Raw genomic sequence first — 18,954 nt, forward strand, 5'->3', positions numbered from 1 at the left:
GGCCGCATCCGGGAGCTATTCGCCGGAGAAGTCGGGAAAACCGGTCAACTGGGCATATTCCCCGTCACGGTATTCGCAGCAATAATGCCTCAGGCCGTTGGTCAGGATGATGTAACGCGCCCCGAGCACCGAGTTATAACGTACGGCCTGCGCAAGTGTCTGGCTGTTGATCGGGATGCCCGGAGCCTTGCACTCGGCCAGGAGCACCGGTTCGGCCCGGTCGCCCACCACCACGACATCGGCCCGCTGGGGCTGGCCGTTGAGCGCCACGGCATATTCCTGGACAATACGTTTGGGCAGCACGCCGCAATGCTCCGCCAAGTAAGCGATCAAGTGCTGCCGGACCCACTCCTCGGGAGTCAGCACAAGGTAAATTCCCCGCAGCGAATCCCAGACTTCCACGCTGTCGCCTCGGCGGCGAGCACGCAGCCGGATGGCAGGAAAATTGAGTTTGGGAAGCCCGGACATCGTAGTATCGAAAAATTTCTGTATCTTTACGGAGGACAAATATACGAACTTATGCGGACTATCCTTTCGACCATAGCGCTTTTTTCCCTTTGCGGGCTTTGCGCACAGGAGTACACCCCGTCCTACGGGCGCGAACTGCCTCGCGGCGAAATCCTCGTCTATCCTTCGGCCGAAGCGGCCACGGCAGCCGACGGAGGCGACACCCGCTACTTCACGCGGCTGACGGAGTGGAACCTGAAGGACAACGTTTTCTCGACGCAGTTCACCGTACCGTTCGCATGGGCCAACCGGCAGGTACTGTTCCACCTGGGCTGGGCATCGGGCGACTACGAGGTGCGTATAAACGGACGCCCGGTAGCTTACAATGCCGACGGGAACGATCCGTCGGAGTTCAACATCACCAAACAGGCTAAAGAGGGCCGCAATACGCTCGAAGTTATTCTCACACAACCGTCGGCCGTAGCGCCGCTCGAAAGTTGGAAAGAAGCTCCTTCGCCCGCCATCGGCGGAGCCTGGCTGATGAGCCAGCCGACCCTGCACATACGAGACGTACTGACCAAGACCAAGATCGCCGAAGACGGCAACGCCACGGCCGAGATTGCGGTCGTCGTGAAAAGCGACGCCCTCAATGCGCGCAGTTCCCGCATTCATTACCAGTTGCTTACCCCCACGGGCGAAAACGCCGCAGCCGGCCATAAAGACGTTACCCTCGACATGCGCCGTGAGGACACGCTGCGGTTCCTGGCCCGCATCCCATCGAACCTGTTGTGGAGCGCCGAACTGCCGACCCAGTACATGCTGCGGCTCAGAACCCAGCATGAAGGCCGCTACGCCGAATACCTGGAACTCCGGCTCGGGTTCCGTTCGGTGGAGATGCAGGAGGGCCAAATGTTCCTGAATGCGCGTCCCGTAACGCTGCACGCACGCGAAGTTCCTCCTTCGATCACCGAGAATGAAATTGCAGCATTGCGCGAACAGGGCTTCAATGCGCTCAAGTTACTGCCGGGTCCCGTGCCCGAATCGTTGCTGAATTTCTGCGACATACAGGGGCTCTACGTAATCGCGCAAGCGCCTGTCGACACCCGCCGCAGCGGGGAGTCGCGCCGCAAGGGCGGCAACCCGTCCAACGATCCCATCTGGAAGCCGGCTTACCTCGAACGCGCGGAGAACAGCTACCATACGACCAAACGCCATCCGTCGGTAGTCGCCTTCTCGCTGGCTACACAGTCGGCGAACGGCATTAACCTCTATGAAAGTTATTTGAATATGAAGCGTTTCGGCGATTCCCGGCCCTTCATATATCCGGATTCCGGCGGCGAGTGGAACAGCGACAAACTGGCGCTGGAATAACCCCCAAGGCCGAAAAGAGATAATTTTTTCAAAAATTTTGCAGCATTTTTTTGGAGATATAAAAATTATAGCTACCTTTGCAACCGCAATCACAAAGATTGATGCCTCTTTAGCTCAGTTGGTAGAGCACGACACTCTTAATGTTGGGGTCCAGGGTTCGAGCCCCTGAGGGGGTACAGATGGGGTCAAAAGTTGATACAGAACGGCGTCAGCCAAGTGTCAAACAAAGACCAACTTTTTGTAAAACCCTTGTAGTAAGCGTACTACAAGGGTTTTTTCTTTGTTTGGTTACGACAGCAGGTAGTCAAAGTGCGACAAAACTGCATACCTAAATCGTAACCAGTTTTCCCAAAACCATTTTGGTTACGATTTTTCCCTGTTTTTGGTTACGATTTGTCTTAAATGCCCGTTAGTTGTCATTTGATTGTCAGGCGTTTATACCGTTTATTAAACTACATTCGTAACCAAAAAAACAGAACTATGAAAAACACATTCAGCATCCTTTTTTACCTCAAAATGCAGCAAAAAAGGAACGGGTTACTCCCGATTATGGGGCGGATAACGGTAAATAAGCAGGCTACGCAGTTCTACACGCAGTTAGCCATTGACCCGCTCACGATGGAGTGGGATCGTAAATCGCAGAAAGTCAAAGGAAAAGGTGTATCTAACATCAACAACCAACTGCACAACCTCGAAGCGAAGATCAGAACAACCTATTACGAATTGCTGCAAAACAGGACTTTCGTAACTGCCGAGCAGGTAAAAAACAGTTTCCTGGGATTGACAGATTCCACTAACACCATTTTAGGTGTCTTTGCGGAATATAAGCAGCGCCAAAAGGATATGGTCGGCGTCTGTCGTTCGCTCTCCACGTACAAAAGAATCACCCTCGTCTATGACCGGGTAGAAGCGTTCATCAAGGCCGAGTACCGCCGTTCGGATATGTGTGCCGTGGAAGTCGATACGCTGTTCGTCGATAGGTTTTCCGATTTCCTGTTTACGACATACAAAATATCGAACAATCAGGTGCAGAAAATCATGCAGGTTTTCAAGCACGTCACGAAAATCTGCATCAAAAAGGGGCTGCTGAAAGCGGACCCGTTCGCCGACCATAAAATCAAATTCGACCCTGTAAACCCGAATTTCCTTACGGTGGATGAACTTAAACTTATCCTTCAAAAGTCCTTTACCGAGAACCGGCTGATTACGACCAAAGACCTTTTCGTATTCAGTTGCTTCACCGGATTGGCGTTCGTCGATGCCATGAACCTCAAACGGAGTAATATCACCACGGGCGACGACGGGAAGATGTGGATTAAGATTATGCGTCAGAAAACGAACATCCTTTCGATTATTCCGGTAATGGACCTTGCCATGTCCATCATCAAGAAATATGAAACCCTGCCTGGCGAGTGGGTACTACCCCGCTCCACACAACAGCATATTAATACCTATTTGAAAGAGTTGGCCGAGCGCTGCGGAATCAACAAGCGGCTGACATTCCACATGGCAAGGCATACCTACGCGACTACTGCCATGTCGTTCGGCGTTCCGCTGCCCACCATCGCCAAAACGATGGGACACGCAAATATGCGTATGACCCAGCATTACGCCCATGTTCTTCCCGAAAAAATCATCAACGACATCAGTGCGCTCAATAACGCGACGAAGCAGATACAAACCCTTTACCAATAAACTACTATATTATGGATGCAGTTCAGACAGCAATTAAAGACAAAATCATCGTTGTTCAGGGGTGTCAGGTGATTCTCGACAGCGATGTAGCAGTCCTTTACGGCGTCGAAACGAAGCGCGTAAACGAAGCGATCAAAAACAACCCCGACAAATTCCCGGACGGGTACATCCTCCAGCTTACCCCGGCAGAGTGGGAAGATTTGCGGTCGAAAATTTCGACCACAAAATCCGCAAAGGTCCGCTATGCCCCTAAAGCCTTTACCGAAAAGGGACTTTATATGCTGGCGACGATCCTGAAATCGCCTGTTGCCACGCAGACGACAATCGGGATTATCGAAACCTTTGCAAAGGTGAAAGAACTGTCCCACACGATGTCGGCGTTGCAAGAACCTGCCGACCCGCATCTGCAAGAGCGGCTTGCCGAGAAAGGCAGCCGCATCATCAGCGATTTGCTGGACGATGCTTTTGAAACTACGCAATCCGAAACCACTATCGAATGCAATTTAATTATGCTGAAAGTTAAGCATACAATTACACGAAAGCCAAAATAGTATGCAATCAGACTTGCAGGGACAATACCGTTCTACCGTATGAACCGAGAACGTTTATCCAGAACGTTACACATAAATCGAAATGATTATTATCCATGTCAAAACTGTGTAATTATCTATTTTTCTATTCTATATCAAAAGAATAGAATATTTTTCGTATATTCATAGTCGCGGAAGTAACCTGATTAAATAATTTAACCCCCGATAACTATGAAAATAGATTTTGAAAATTGGCTGGATAAACAATCTTATATCAAAGACGATCATCGAAGAATTTTCGACGATGCGGTTTTATGCTATAAAAACGGAATAATTCGCCCTGCACTTATGTTGTCCTATATCGGCTTTTTAAATATTATAAAAGATCGTCTACAAAACGCCCAACCTCCAACTCCATTTCCTGCTGCTCAATGGACAAAGATGCAACAAGAATTAGTAAGTGATCGTGATTGGGAAGAAACTGTAATAAATGCCTTATTCTCGCAACAAAAGAAAGACACCAACAAAGTTATAACAAAAGAAGCAATCTTCAATATCAGCGACGATATACGGGAACAGATTAAATATTGGAGAGATCGGCGAAACGATTGCGCCCATTACAAAAGAAATGATATTACGGATTCTCACATTCTGGCTTTTTGGGCATTTCTGAAAAGTAACCTTCCACTTATTACAGTCGAAGGCGGTTATATGTCATTAGTTAATAAATTTACAAAATTTTTCGACCCGTCAGTCACCCCGCCAGGATCAGATATAAGACCGTTATTAGCAGAAATCCCGGATGTCGTAACCGATGATAAGTTTGAGGATTTCTTTAAAAATGCCATTACTCTTCATGCCAGCGATATATATAGTACAATACATACAATAATACATCAAGCTCCAGCAAGAGTGCAAGACTTAATGAAAGGCTTGCTTATGATAAAACCAACGCTTTTATACCGATACCTTGCCGAATATCCGGCTGAAGTGGGAAATCTACCTTGGCCAAGCAAAGAAAGAATCAGAAAATATTGGTATAAAGACATAATACTTCACAGACAAAATTCCCTTTCAATATATGCAGAAATGCTTAACGCAGGATTAATCCCAGCGAAAGAAATTGAGGAAGCTAATAAGCATCTTTTAAAGCATTGTTATAGTGAAGATGTAGGAATAAATGGCATTTTGAAAAATCAAGTTCGTATTTTAAAATCTTACGACTTTTATGACATATTTATATCAGAATATGTTACCGAATACCATTTCAAACAAAATTATATTGCCACAAATTCCCATGCAGGTTTTTATCAGACCATTATTTGGAACTTTGGATTAAATGAAAAATTAGTCGGATTGTTATGCGAATATTTTAAACCTGGAGTAAAACATCCGTATACCGTAGAAATATATTTGCATAATATATTCGAAAATGATGCGGCCCTAAAAACTCAATTTATAGAAATTGCAAATGCACATGGTTGGGAAATACCTGACAACTTATTAGTAAAATAAAACTAAAGCGAGAGATTAAGCCTCTCGCTTTTTTCTATCAGAATTGGAGTTGTCGGCGCCCCTCCTGTGCGGATATCTCACCACGCAGAACATAAAATCCCCTATCGCATTAACCGCAACCATCTTTTTCCCGCGTTATCCAGCCAATTAAACGACACTATCCGGATTAAGGCCGTTTAGATTAGAATTCAGACCGGAATATGGTAAGACGGAATTAATAGGATAATCCCAGCCGGGGATTTTCACCGTGTCTATCCCAACTCCGGGGCACGGTATTTCGTCGATGGTTTCGACTTCCGCCAGCTTGCAGCGGGTCAGACCGAATAGGGCCAGCAGCACGATTAAGATGCTTACGAATGTTTTTCTTTTCATAGTTTCTATTCTTTGTAGTTTTTGTAGTTTACGGTGTGAAACGTCGCTTTGTGATTGCACCAGCGGGCCAGTCGCCGCTGTTCGGGTGTCGGATGGATTTTGTTCTCAAAATCGCGGTATGGCTGCGCAAAGGGCTGGCAACCCAGCGCCGATAATTCCTCGATGCGGGCCAGCGCGTCGTCCACCTCCCGGACCAGCACATAGAAAAACATCTTTGAAGCCGAGACGCCGCATTTTTTCAGCCTTTCTATGGCCTTGCGCACATCGTCACGGACGGCGGTGCTGTCGTAAGCCATGCGAATATATTTCAACCATTTCACCCGCGATAGCAGTTCGGCGATTGGGGGATTCCGGGCGATCTGCCGGGCATCAAGTCCCTGATTGAAGTCTACGCGCACCCCTAACCGGATAATCTTCTCGATCTGCTCCAGTCCCCATCCGGATGCAAGTACGTTGTTGTCGAGCAGTACGGCGTTGCGGCGTCCGTCTAAAAATTCTTCTATGTCGGCATTTCCCCGCAATGCACCCTCTTTGCGGGGGACCACGCACCACGGACAGCGGTTCACGCATCCGCGGGTCAGAAAACCTACTGCCGCGGGATAGTCATACAGCCCGTAATCGGGGCAGGTGTGTTCGACCTCCGGGGGCAGCACGGTCGAGTAGTCCCGATACCCGGTTCCGCCCTTTACCACCTCGCAGGGGAATCCGTGCGGATAATCGGGTGTAAACGTAAATACTTTCGACATATACACCCGGTCATATCGGCCGAACATGGGGTCGGCAAACTCCACGCTGTCGCCCTGGGCTTTGTGTCATGCCGAAAGTTTCATCAGGGCGAGGTTCGGGAAGTGGTGGCCGTCTACGTCTATCAGTCCTATCTTCATGGCTTATTCCTTTAAAAGTTCGGTTATTTCGGGGTCGAGGTTCCCGCGGTACTGCATCCGCTCGTCCATGCCGCAGGCCGTCAGGAAATGTTCGCGGCCCTCTGCCTTGCGTCCGAGCCGGGAGCATGCCACGGCTTTGAGGTATTCGACGGTCGCGGACTGCTCCAGCCCGTCAAGCATTTCCAACGCCTGCGCATCATGGCCGAGCGAAAGGAGCGTTACGACGGTGTTGCGGTCGTGGTATTCAAGCAAGTTGTAAAGGGCTTTCGCATACCTGCGCTTTTGCAGCAGGTCCACACCCCGCATATAAGCCGTATCGACCTCGCGGGTGTGAATGGTGTCCTTTATCATTCCCTGACGGCGCAGGTCGTACCGCAATGTCACGGCCCGCAGCCACGGATAGACGCTTTCTTTAAGATAGCGATAATCCGCCGGGTATCGTTCGCGGATCACCCGCTCACGACGGTCGGGGTCTTTCTCGGCGGCGATCAACTCCAGTATTTCGACGCGGTGCGACAGGCTTTCATCGCCACGGATGCGGGCAGCCAGTTCGGGCCAATCTTCCGCCACCCACCGCACCCGAACGAGCGTATCGACTTGGGACCCGATGCGCTCCCGCAGGTAGCCTTTGAGGGCACGGGCGCGGCCTTGCGCCAGACTGCGGTTGCGGGCAAAACTGCCCTCCGGGGATGCCGAGGCCGTGAGCACGACGCTATCGACGAAAAATTCCTGCTGGCCGATCAACCCGGCCATGCGTGCGCCGATCTTGTCAAGCTCGGCGGTGTTCTTGCCGAGGGTGTCGAGGACGCGGGTGTCGTTCACGAGGAATTGAATGTAGTTGCGATCCTGCACGGTCGCGTACTTGCTTATGACCTTTATTTTGTAGCGCGTCGTGGTATCGACGAATGAGAGCATCGAGGAAACGTGATAGGTCAGCGTGTCGGACGGGGGCAGCGTATAGCTGCTGTCGTCGAGTGCCACGACGCGGCCCTGTAAGGTTATGAGCATCGTTTTCGACGTTTCGTCTGTCGGCACTTCCTGCGAATAGTAATATGAGATATGGCCGGGATGGGCCGCTACGCTATCGAGCCGCACGCCCTCCGGGTAGGGATATTTCACGAAGCGGGCAAAAGCGCGGGCTTCGGCTGCGCTGTCGGGCGCGAATACCCGGACATACTTGCCGAACTGCCAGTAGTCGCGCTGCTGCACCCGTGAGAACAGCCCGCCGCGGATGGTGATGTCCTGCAACGGGTGTGCTTCGCCGTACTTGTGCAGAAAGGGCGTAACTACGACACTCCGGCACGCGCCCTGCAACTGGCGCGGCATGTCAATCACGAAGTCGATTGTGACCTTTCCGAGCCGTTCGGGGAGTGTCCGGGCTGTGGCCCGGATTGTCACCTCCTGTATCTGCATCGCCATGATGCGTTCGCCGTTCTCCTGCACCTCTGTCGGCACGAGAAAGAAGCGGTTGCTGTCCCGCTCGATCTTCAATGCGGGCGGCTGGTAGGTCTGCTGCTCACGTTCGCGCTGTTCGCTGCTGACGTGCAGCACGTCGGCGCGGTACTGGCGGCGTTCCAGATGCTCCGTCATGGAACAACCGCAAGAAAGTATCAAAGGGTTTATGCTTCGTGCATGGAGCCTTTGTTTTGTTCATAGGATTATCGAACGAAAATAGCTTTCCTACACCTTTCGAAGTGTAGGAAATGACAAAACCGGGAACTTGCGTTCCCGGCTCCATTGTATTTCTGCTATTATTTCAATCTCCACACCCCCGAACGCGCGGCCCCGACCCGTTCAATGATTCCTTGTTCAGTCAGCCGCCGCAAGTGATACTTCACCGTGTCCGGGGATATGCCGATCAATGCGGCCAGCTTTTCGCGGGTTATCTTCGGGTTATTGCGAATCTTGTCAAGTATAATTTCTTGGGTAGTTTTTTGGGTAGGTTCTTGGGTAGTCAGCGTTTCCGCGATTACCCCCAAAACAAATTCCACGAACGGCGTACAACCATCCTTTCCGCCACTCACGGCAATAGCCCGGTAATACTCTTTCTGATACTTGTAAACGATATTCTCGATAGGCAGGTTTTTGAAGATAGCCCGCCACCTGGAGAGGATAAGCGTCTGCCATAACCGCCCCGTGCGACCGTTGCCGTCAGCGAACGGGTGGATAAATTCGAACTCGTAATGAAATACGCAACTTGCGATCAGCGGATGTTCCTCTGTCGTCCGGAGCCAGGCGAACAGGTCGGCAATCAGGTAGGGAACGCGCCCGGCATCCGGGGCATGATGTATCACCTGATCCCCGGACACAACACCCGCGCCGCCCTTGCGGAATTGCCCGGCTTGGTCGATCAACCCCGCTTCCATTGCGGCGTGCGCTTTCAGCAGATCATCGACCGAAAACGGGTCGAGTGTGTCGAGCAACTCGTATGCCTTTATCGCATTGCGAACCTCCTGTACTTCGTTCATCGGCGCGACAACGGGTTTCCCCTCCAGCACCGCCGTCACCTGCTCGGAGGAAAGCGAGTTGCCCTCGATGGCAAGCGTACCGTGAATCGTTTTGATACGGTTGATGCGGTGCAGACGCAAATTTTCGTGGGCGTAATATCCGCCGACGGCTTCGCTGATCTGCGCAACCAGATTCGTAATTTTCGGGGTGATGGTGTACGGTGGCGTATAGGACATGGTATCGGTGCTTTTCGCAAAGGTAGCAATTATTTCTAATTTGGGTAGTATTTGGGTAGTATCTTATCGAATTGGAATCAGAAAATAGTGAACTTACGACATCTACTTCACGGAAAATTGTATCTTTGTAGTATTCAGTTCCATTCTAACTATTTTGGGCATTATGGTAAGCGAAGGATTCTATTACATTCTCAGGGCTACGAGAGATACAATAATTGATAAAGGTCTATCTTCGATTTTTGAGTTAAAAGATAATACTATCACGTTTTACAAATTAGAGTGCGTCTATGGCAACTCTACTCTTGTTGATTCTTTTCTGACGGAAGATTCCTATTTCGAGGGCGACGCCCCTTGCCCGGAATCATTTCCTTATAAACCTGAATGGGATTTACAAGAAACCATTTTTCAGCGTCATTCGACATACAGAAAATTCGATCCAGATACTTTTTGGGAACAGTTCCAAATCGTAAAAGCACCATTGGGAGCCGGCGAATACTATCCTATGGTATTCCGTCCGATACTTAATAAAGATGGAATTAGCAACGTGTATATTGATAGTTTGAATGATGGGGAAAATTATCCTCTTTATGGACCAAACTATACCTATTATAGAAACAAATTACCTCAATTCGAATTATTGATAGACGAATTAACAAACGTCTTTAAAGTTATCGAGCCGATACCCGACAATAAAAACACATACGGACATCAGTTGCGCAATATCCTAATCCTTGCCTGTACCGAAGTAGAGAATCTTTTAAAAAGTTTTTTAAAAGTTCATGGTTATCCCAAAGACGGAAATTTGTCAATGACTGATTATTGGCTGGTAAATAATTATCTCCATTTAAGCAAAACTCATTCCTATTTCTTCCGTTACAACAGTTGGGGATTCGCCAGACCCTTTGTAGCATGGGAAGCCGCAGAATATACTCCGCTCCCGTGGTATGCGGCCTATAACCGCGTTAAACATGACCGAGAAAGTAATTTCAAGGAAGCAACACTCGAAAATGCCGTATTAAGCGTTGCTGCCGTGGGAATAATTTTAGTAATGATGTTCGGGAACGGCAATGCGTTTTGGAATGAAAAAGCCGGAAAGTTTTTAAGCGTTCAATATAGTTTATTCAAAATAGAAGAATACTATTTACCCTATATTTATCCTTGCGATCCACATAAAAAGTGGAATCCAAGAACGATTGATTTTAAATAGATTGTGCGAAAGTCAACCTATTATATATCTTGCCGCTGGGGCATATCGGAGTTATCAGACAGCTATCCGGCTTTCTGGCTGGAATAGTAGCCGATCTGCGCCGTGCAGACCCGTTCCACGATGTCGCGGAGGCGTTCGACTTTCGGAAGCAGGGCGTCAAGGTCCTCTTTCGTGATTTCGAAGTCGGGATTATAGCGGGATTCGACATAGGCCCGTTCCAGGAGTTTGAAAAGCCGTTCTTCCTCCGGCGTGTCGCGCGGGAACACTTTGAATATCTCCGGTGCGTATTCCTTGCAGGCTTTCATCAAGGCAGTAAGATTATGGTCCTTGTGGCCGTAAAGAATAAAGACCATAGGAATTACCCGCAAAAAGTTCTCCGTTGCTTGGTGTAGTTGGAATGAAGATAACTTATACCAAGTTTTATTATATTCAAATTTCGTTGTTTCAAGAAAACGGCAAGCTGTAACAAATTTATCATCGAAATATTTCTGCGCCCGTTCTTTGATTTCTTCGAAATCCAACTTACGGCGGCGGGCCAACTTGTATTCGCCCGAATCGTACAGGATAATTCCCTCGCGTTTTATCTCCGTTTCGAAATAGTGCGCTTTTGAGAGTGCATAGTTGAAATCATCTATTCCGTAATTGATAAACTGCGGGTGGGTGTGAAACGGACGGTTCTTGTGTTGAAAAAAAGCATCCGTAATTTTATCATACAGCGAATATTCAATCGCCCCGATCTCCTTGCGCGTCAGAATCAGAATATCGTAATCGCTCATGTAATAAGTCGGCACGCCGAACTCGATGCGCTGGTCGTAATCGACATATTTATTCTTCGCGTAACTCCCGTAAAGAATAATCATGCCGACGTTCTTCACGTTCTCGCGGATAAGGCCGACAAGTTGTTTCAGATCGGATTGTTTCTTTTCGGGTAAGAAGTTGACGCTCTTTTTCATAACTACAAAATTATGAAAAAAGTTGGTAAAGCGCGTTGCCTTGTTCATATTTTCCGTATATTTGCTTATCATTCCTGCAAATAGTCTGCAAAAGTTTCCGAAATGAGGTGGCAGGAGCCACTTAAAAGAAACCAAAACAGATCATTATGCGGAATTATCATAACTCGGCATAGCCGACGGACATAATAAAGAGCAGCAACTCTTTATACCTAAACAAGAAAATTAGGACGTTTTTGTATTAGAGGTATAAATGTTGCCAGCCCTTGTTTTGTTCCGTCCGTAAGGACGGGACTTGCAAGGGCGCGGTACATTCTCCGATACGGGTTTCCTAATACCTCTTGTTTGGAATGTTATCGCGTCCCTTGCTTTTTTTATGCCTATCCGGGGCGCATATTTCCAAAATCCCACGAATTTATGGAACCCCGTCGCGTCCTACTGCCATTGCGTACTATCGCCGCACCTGCGGATTGCACCCGTCCCCAGCTTGGGAACGGGCGGAATCGGTATGTTTCGGCGGTTCCGGCATGGAGCGGAACGCCGGGTCTTGCCGCGCAAAATAGTAAATCCCGCCTGAACGGTCGGCTCTTCAAAATCTGGTCTTGCTGTCCTGCTTCGTATGGATGCGGGCAGCATGTTTGCGCGGCATCTACGGGGCGGGTTCTCCAGCCTGCTCCGGGGGCGGCCGTTGTTACTATTATGGGGAAAATGCAAATTGTTGACGCGGCCGCCCCTTTTTTCGAGAAAAAGCCTATTTCCATATATGCCCGGTCTACTGGCCGGGAATCGTCAAACCGTCGGTCAAAACTGCATCAGCATAGGATTACAAAAGGGAGTAATTCGACGGACGGCGGAACAGCCGTAACAAACCCGGCCTGCAAGCCGGGCAACACGACATTGCGGCTGTTCCTTTCTTGGGACCTCTCCGTCTCCAGACCTACAAATAGACAAGTGCAGTCATGCCGGCAGATCACGATGAGGCAAAGTGAGGTAATACGTTTTGCCGGCTATACTGCCAGGGGCGCGTTGGCACATACTCCCGCGCCCCGTTCTTCGACCCACCGACCAAACCAACCATAATGAACCGCCCCGGCGCATGGGTAAAGCGACCGGGTTTAGGGTGCAGCGTCAATATATGATTTTTCATAACGGTTAGGCGCCTTTTTGACCTGCACCCCTTTTTACGACTGAATGAAAACTACATAGCGACAACAAACTGAAAATAATGGGATAATAGAATTTACATAACGGAATTTAGCTGCTGATCTCCAACAAAACGCCCACTTTGTAAAGCCAGATTGTCATGCGGATTTAATTTCGTGCTGCGGCACGGGGTTTAAGTCTGTATATCTGGTGGGTATGGGCGTACCTGTTTGGAGTAAACAGCACTTTCCCCGTGCTTTTTCTTCCCCGACCTTATATCATGGAAAAGAATCTGATTCTGGGTTTTATCGGCAAAAATTCGAAAGGTGTGCACCGTCTTTCGAATGAAGCGATTGCGCAGTTGATCCGTGAGAATTACCCGCTGGGCTACGCTACGGTACTGACAGGCATCGACGGGGCTTTCGAAATGAGTTGCGCGAATAGGGCGATACGGTTGCGCAGCGACGGGTTGGAAATAAGGCTGACCGTTGCCGTTACGCAAAGGAAATTCGAAGCGTTCACGCGCCGTGTCCGCGAAGGTCGGCCCCTTAACGACGGACAGCTTATCATCAGTCAGGCGGACGATTTGCAGATCATCGGGGGAGGCAGTGCGCTTGCCGCCGACATTCTACGGGACAGGTATATCATCGACAGCAGCGATTTGCTGTATTTCTATGCTCCTGCGGGTTGCGAAAGCTACCGGGGCAAATATATTTCCTATTACCTCTCGCAGCTTCCGCACAAGAACAGTTGCAACCTCTCGGAAAAGAGTGCGCGGGCTTTCGTGGCCCGGAAAGCCAGCCTGCGCTATATCCGGCTTCACGACCTTGTAATCATGTCGAACGACATAGATAAGGTTTATTTGCAGGACTGGCTTGCTCCAGATACCGGACAACTGAGAAAATACTTTAAGAACCCCGAAGCGACCGCGGCGCAACTGCTCCGCGAAACGGGTGTCTGCGACCCGAAGCTGCTGCCGCTGCGGGTGTTCTTCTATGCCTTTGCCAATTCGCTTTTGGTACGCATTACACGGCCTGAAACCTATTGGCCGAACAGCCGCGCCTACTTCGAAGATTTCCAGCATATTTTACGGATCATCCGCCTGGCGCGGGTAAATAATATCGAACTTCCGAATTTCAACATTTTCGACTTCTCGCACTACAAACAGATCTTGCGAGACATTTTGCAGTACCAGAAACCGTAATAGCAACCTCCAAAATAAACTACCATGTTACGACGATTACTATGTTTTCTGTTCGGCCCGTTCCCGTCGGCACAAGCAGCCTCTTTGCCGGAGTTTTTGAAGCTGCTGGACGAGAATTATAGCTATATCCGTGAACACGATTTCCGGATTCTTTCGACCGAAGTACCCGACGACAAACTGAGTACATGGCTCTTGCCGGAACCCGGCGGAGCCGCCGCCGAAGAGTATGTCCGGAATTTCGCCCGAAAACGAGGCGTTTTATCCGAGAAACAACTGCCTATGTTCGTGTTCGATTATATTATGCAAAACCGCTTCGGGCGTGACATAGCGTCCTTCGACGAAACAGAATTGGAGGCCGCCGCCGAGGATTTGAAAATGTATGTCCTGCTGCTGAATTACATTTCCGGAATGCGGAACGACGGGCAGACACCAGTAGAATTTGACATTTTCGACGTGGAGAACTTCGCGGCGATCATCGACCGGATCAAGGAGCAAGCGCCGGACAGATGGCCGAAAGAGGTCCGAGAGTTATCCCCCGACGAAGTGAAAGCAACGACCAACGCAATTTTCAGCGGCTTGATGGACGGCTATATCGACGAGATTATCGGGGTGCTGAAAGAATATATGACGATAGACATTTTCCGATGCGAAGAAGTACTTGTACGGGTGATGTTCCGGGATATGGCGCATTTCGACATGAATCCCGGACTGGATATGCGGGAAAACTCCTGCGATATGTTCGTCGATAAGATCGAATACAACGAGGACGAGCAAAGTTTTTCGCTGCATCTTACGGAAGCCAACTTCCATGTAGACGACCTATTGAAAAAACCGTTTAGGTGGTGGCGCAAAATCAAACGGACGAATGTAGGACATCAGATCGTTATCCGGCGGGGCGAGTGTATGACTGCGCCTTACATAACCCCCTCGACTTTCTTTCTGCTGAAAAACACGGTGAAGCGTTACGATGCGTGTGAACGGGGCAAGCGCAAAGAGGTTAAGGTGATGAACGGGCAGGAGCAGAAAGAGGAAGCGATAGGTTTCATAAACGATATTGAGCAGGCCGCAGACAAGCACGGCATCGACATCGTGCAATTCCTTAAAGCCCTTTAACGAAAAGGTAAACATTCAGGAGCTTTTACAGGTCGGGAATAGGCAGTAAGCCGGAGCAACGCTTCCGGCCTATTGTTCATTTTTCCTCAAATAAGGTTGCTAAATCATGGAATTATTGTTATTTTGTTTAATAATTCGTGCCATGAAATACATACTTACCCTCTTAACCCTCCTGGCCTTGTGTGGTTGCGGCAATAACAGCCAGATCGAGCAGGAGCTATACCAAGCCGGACAATTCATGCGCTCTGCTCCGGAGAGTGCATTATCTATCATCGAGGGAATCGACCCGGAGGATATTACCCGCCGCAGTACTCGGGCAAAGTATGCACTCCTGTATTCCCAAGCTCTCGATAAAAATTATTACGACATCGACGACGATTCTTTGATTCGTATTGCATACTGTTATTATGACAAACGGATGTGTTCGGATTCGGTGCGGTTCCTGCTGAACTATCACTACGGGCGAATCCACCAGAACGCGGAAGATTATCCGTCAGCAATACGCTACTATCTGACAGCAGAAAAATACGCCCTTGCCGGAAAGTCTAACTACTTTTTGGGATTGGTATATACCCGCATTGGCGATGTTTATTCCGAACAACTGAATTTTAACGGGATGCTGGAGTACTATATGAATGCTTATAAGAGTTTATCAAAACTCCATAATCGCGCTTTCCAAAACAATGCTTTGCTCAATATAGGCAATGCTTATTCAAGTCTGCAAGACAGCGCAAATGCCCTACATTATTATACGCTCGCATTGGACTTAGCCAAAGAGAGGCAGGATAGCGACATTATTTCGGCTTGTTTAAGTAATATCGGGATGATTTATACAGAAGAAGGCAATATCTCCAAAGCATTGCAGATGGTCGAAGATATTCAAAATATATCACCCGAAGCCGTAACAAATTTGGAATACATATTATTGGCAAAGGCATATTATCAGCGACATGATATTGACAGCGCACGTTATTATCTTAATATAGCCTCCAGATTGACAACAGATATAAGGGATGAAGCAGCGATCAAATATCAATCGTTCCAAATAGAAATGGCTGCCAAGAATTACGATGTTGCTGAAACGGCGATCAATGATTATATTCTTTTAAGCGATTCTATTTCACGGGTAGTCGTGGCTCAATCGGCTATTGCCGCCGAAAAGAAATTTTACAAAGAGCAAACGGCCTTTACCAGTTTCCGTTTAAAAACGCGAAAGCATTTTGAATATGCAACTGCGGCTTTTATTTTCATTCTGCTTGTATTTCTTATCTATTATTATAGGCAACGCATCCGGCAAAAGCAAGAACAGATTGAACGGTATATGTCACTCGTAGACAGTATTCGGTTGTCAAAAGATCTTATCGTCACAGAATTGAAACAAAAGACGGGCATGGAAGTCCGATTAAAAGAATTGGTATTGTCTCGTTTTGATATTCTCGATCAACTCGGGCGGGCATTCTATGAACGGGCCAACACCAAAGCGCAGCAGGAAGAAATCTTCAAACAAGTAAAAACCTTTATTACAAACCTGTCTACCGACAGTGTAACAAAAAAAGAAATGGAAGGAATCATAAATACCGTAAACGACAATATCATAATAAAGCTACGGGAACAATTCCCTAAAATCAAATCTTCTGATATTGATGTACTCAGTTATATCTATGCGGGATTTTCAGCACAAATTATCAGTGTCCTGATCGACGATTCAGTTCCAAATATCTATAATCGAAAGTCGAGATTGAAGGCGCGGATTGCTGCTTCGAATGCTCCAGACAAAGAGTTATTCTTAGAAAAATTAACATAATCAACTAACAGTCAAATATATACAAAGAAACAGAACACACAGGGGGGGGGTATTTAGCTGTTTATCAGCATATTACACGAACAAAATAAAGGCTGATGGATTTTGCCAAATTCATCAGCCTTTATTATATTGATAATCTGCATATTACACTTTTCAGATGATAGATTAAACACACCCATTTTTCGCCTATTTTCAAATCATCAACATTAATTTTGTATAACACCTAACCCCTTAATTTATTAAGTTATGAAAAAACTTGTATTCTTGATTCTGCTTTGCAGTTTCGCAGTTGGGCTTGGCCTCAGAGCGAATACCAAAAAAGGAAAGCACTCTACCCTAGTAACGGTCTACCTGGAAAGGAAAAGGACAAGTAAGGGTATACGAAGTATCGTTCGCCCGCTTATCGGGACAATCGACCCGACGTGTACCTGGATGGAACTCAATTCGCCCGAAGAATCGGGTATGGCCCTCGTTACCGTTATCGGCAATAACGGACAATCTCTTACCGATAGAATCGAATTTTCGGACCTGAAATCGGTATTGGACGTATCTGAACTCGACCTCGGGGTATATACTATTTCCGTGGAATTTGAAAACGGCGCTATATACATCGGCCAATTCGAATTTATATAGGATTTACGGTAAGTATTTAGTACATTTGTTGTATACGGGTTTATTGCATCTAACGGTAAAACAAGAAGCTGCAACTATAACTTGGATTGTATCACCATAACGCGCTATGGTTATGAAGCATTTAGGACTATTTCTTTTGACACTCGCATTTGTAGCCTGCCACGACGATACGCCGAAGCAGCCATATTACATAACAATTAATGAAAACAAGGTCGTAACCGACTATGCAGGTATTCAGAAACGCATAGAAGTTACGTCAAATTGCGATTGGTCAATCGGGGTTATTCCGAAATGGTGCATAATCGAAAAAGTCGCTGTGGACAATGCGAAATATCTGGATGTACAGGTGTTGCCAAACGATACGGAAACTCCGCGCGAGGCAACGATAACGCTGTCTTACTCGCACGACAGATACAAATTGACGGCAGCCGAACTGTTCATTTCCCAATCCGGACAGGAAAAGCCGGAATACGATCCTTTGCAGTGGCACACGTTCGCAGTTAATAAATTCAACGATAACAAATACGACCTTCTGCCGGATAATGTTATGCGCAAATACCGGATCTTGGCCGAACAGTCATTCATAAACCCGGCATTCAGGACGCAGGTTTTTCCGGGGCATTTGATTAACTGCCATACCAATAACCGTATATTAACAGTCTACGACCAATATACTTACAATCCTATCACGATTAGCGCCTTTGTCAATGGCGTGTTTTATAAAAAGGAATTGCTGCCCTCATTAGACGGTATGAATGAAATGGTGCAGCAAATAACTTCCGAATTGCCGACGCAAAGTCCGCAATTCTATTACGTCGGCCCGTTGCAATACTACTCACACAGGCATCTGCACCTGCTGGGAGTAGGCAACCTGGGCCTCAACCTCGATGAACTGATAAGCGGAGAACCCTATACTGAAAAAGAAATGGGGAAACGGACGGGTTTTTTCTATAACTATTCCTGGGAAATGTTTATGATCAGGATGGATAATCCTCTTAAACTAATTCAAGAAACAATTAGCGAGGAACAACTACCCGATATGTCCTATATTACCCACATGACCTTTGGCCGAATGTCTTTGCTTTTCGTTGAGACAGACCAGGAATATACGAAGGCAATAAGCGTTGTTGATAAAATCATTAAAAAGGAAGAGTTGAGTGCGGATGATATTCAGGTTAAGAATGATCTTCTCGCCTATTATATGTATTTCGATAAAAGCAACAACGTGCAAACGGTAAAAGGCGGCGACGAACTGATCGGAAGATTTATCAGCGACATAGGATCGCTGAATATCACACCTTTAGGGTTCAACACAAATAAACTATCAAACAGTCAGGTTGGAAATTTAGCAATAGAATTTACATTGCAGTAGACGTTCTGATCTACATTGTTCCACTAAATT

The 18,954-nt window shown here is 47.5% G+C and carries 16 protein-coding genes and 1 tRNA gene; 11 read left to right on the forward strand and 6 right to left on the reverse strand.

The window, feature by feature from the left end; all coding sequences use genetic code 11:
• Positions 1-15 precede the first annotated feature (15 nt).
• Positions 16-468 (reverse strand): type I restriction enzyme HsdR N-terminal domain-containing protein, encoded by a 453-nt coding sequence (locus KG007_RS01705; protein ID WP_195458284.1) that lies wholly within the window; start codon positions 466-468, stop codon positions 16-18.
• 51 nt (positions 469-519) lie between these two features.
• On the opposite strand from KG007_RS01705, the gene KG007_RS01710 reads away from it, so the two are divergent.
• The 5 genes from KG007_RS01710 to KG007_RS01730 all read left to right on the forward strand — a co-directional run bounded on the left by KG007_RS01710 (position 520) and on the right by KG007_RS01730 (position 5,558).
• The gene (locus tag KG007_RS01710) at positions 520-1,818 is read left to right on the forward strand and encodes a glycoside hydrolase family 2 TIM barrel-domain containing protein (protein WP_213347115.1); all 1,299 of its coding nucleotides are present in this window, start codon (positions 520-522) and stop codon (positions 1,816-1,818) included.
• Positions 1,819-1,921: 103 nt separating this feature from the next.
• A tRNA-Lys gene (locus KG007_RS01715) sits at positions 1,922-1,994 on the forward strand.
• Between the two features lie 304 nt (positions 1,995-2,298).
• Positions 2,299-3,513, forward strand: coding sequence for a site-specific integrase (locus KG007_RS01720; RefSeq protein WP_213347116.1), 1,215 nt, complete (start codon positions 2,299-2,301; stop codon positions 3,511-3,513).
• 11 nt (positions 3,514-3,524) lie between these two features.
• Positions 3,525-4,064 carry an ORF6N domain-containing protein gene (locus KG007_RS01725; RefSeq protein ID WP_213347117.1) on the forward strand — a complete coding sequence of 180 codons (540 nt, stop codon included), beginning with the start codon at positions 3,525-3,527 and terminating at the stop codon, positions 4,062-4,064.
• A 210-nt stretch (positions 4,065-4,274) separates the two neighbouring features.
• Entirely contained in the window at positions 4,275-5,558 is a 1,284-nt protein-coding gene (locus KG007_RS01730; RefSeq protein ID WP_213347118.1) for a hypothetical protein, read from the forward strand.
• Positions 5,559-5,705: 147 nt separating this feature from the next.
• On the opposite strand, the gene KG007_RS01735 is transcribed toward KG007_RS01730, so the two are convergent.
• The 4 genes from KG007_RS01735 to KG007_RS01750 form a co-directional block, all read right to left on the reverse strand.
• Positions 5,706-5,930 (reverse strand): hypothetical protein, encoded by a 225-nt coding sequence (locus tag KG007_RS01735; RefSeq protein WP_213347358.1) that lies wholly within the window; start codon positions 5,928-5,930, stop codon positions 5,706-5,708.
• Positions 5,931-5,935: 5 nt separating this feature from the next.
• Positions 5,936-6,676, reverse strand: coding sequence for a radical SAM protein (locus KG007_RS01740; RefSeq protein ID WP_249413212.1), 741 nt, complete (start codon positions 6,674-6,676; stop codon positions 5,936-5,938).
• Positions 6,677-6,817: 141 nt separating this feature from the next.
• Positions 6,818-8,404 (reverse strand): hypothetical protein, encoded by a 1,587-nt coding sequence (locus KG007_RS01745; protein ID WP_213347119.1) that lies wholly within the window; start codon positions 8,402-8,404, stop codon positions 6,818-6,820.
• A 161-nt stretch (positions 8,405-8,565) separates the two neighbouring features.
• A complete protein-coding gene (locus tag KG007_RS01750) occupies positions 8,566-9,498 on the reverse strand; it encodes a Fic family protein (protein ID WP_213347120.1) in 933 nt (310 codons plus the stop codon).
• Between the two features lie 163 nt (positions 9,499-9,661).
• Between KG007_RS01750 and KG007_RS01755 the strand changes: the two genes are divergently transcribed.
• Entirely contained in the window at positions 9,662-10,705 is a 1,044-nt protein-coding gene (locus KG007_RS01755) for a hypothetical protein (RefSeq protein ID WP_213347121.1), read from the forward strand.
• Between the two features lie 62 nt (positions 10,706-10,767).
• Here the strand turns inward: KG007_RS01755 and KG007_RS01760 are convergent, their stop codons facing one another.
• Positions 10,768-11,706: a HEPN domain-containing protein gene (locus tag KG007_RS01760; protein WP_249413213.1), complete on the reverse strand. Its 939-nt coding sequence runs from the start codon at positions 11,704-11,706 to the stop codon at positions 10,768-10,770.
• A gap of 1,372 nt (positions 11,707-13,078) precedes the next feature.
• On the opposite strand from KG007_RS01760, the gene KG007_RS01765 reads away from it, so the two are divergent.
• The 5 genes from KG007_RS01765 to KG007_RS01785 all read left to right on the forward strand — a co-directional run bounded on the left by KG007_RS01765 (position 13,079) and on the right by KG007_RS01785 (position 18,924).
• Positions 13,079-14,002: a hypothetical protein gene (locus KG007_RS01765; protein WP_213347123.1), complete on the forward strand. Its 924-nt coding sequence runs from the start codon at positions 13,079-13,081 to the stop codon at positions 14,000-14,002.
• A gap of 279 nt (positions 14,003-14,281) precedes the next feature.
• Positions 14,282-15,115 (forward strand): hypothetical protein, encoded by an 834-nt coding sequence (locus KG007_RS01770; RefSeq protein ID WP_213347125.1) that lies wholly within the window; start codon positions 14,282-14,284, stop codon positions 15,113-15,115.
• Between the two features lie 142 nt (positions 15,116-15,257).
• Positions 15,258-16,919 carry a tetratricopeptide repeat protein gene (locus tag KG007_RS01775; RefSeq protein ID WP_249413214.1) on the forward strand — a complete coding sequence of 554 codons (1,662 nt, stop codon included), beginning with the start codon at positions 15,258-15,260 and terminating at the stop codon, positions 16,917-16,919.
• Positions 16,920-17,165: 246 nt separating this feature from the next.
• Positions 17,166-17,552 (forward strand): hypothetical protein, encoded by a 387-nt coding sequence (locus KG007_RS01780; protein WP_213347129.1) that lies wholly within the window; start codon positions 17,166-17,168, stop codon positions 17,550-17,552.
• A gap of 112 nt (positions 17,553-17,664) precedes the next feature.
• Complete coding sequence (locus tag KG007_RS01785; RefSeq protein ID WP_213347130.1) at positions 17,665-18,924, forward strand: BACON domain-containing protein; 1,260 nt, start codon at positions 17,665-17,667, stop codon at positions 18,922-18,924.
• Positions 18,925-18,954: the final 30 nt, after the last annotated feature.

It is taken from the genome of Alistipes montrealensis, assembly GCF_018362775.1.
Taxonomy (GTDB): domain Bacteria; phylum Bacteroidota; class Bacteroidia; order Bacteroidales; family Rikenellaceae; genus Alistipes; species Alistipes montrealensis.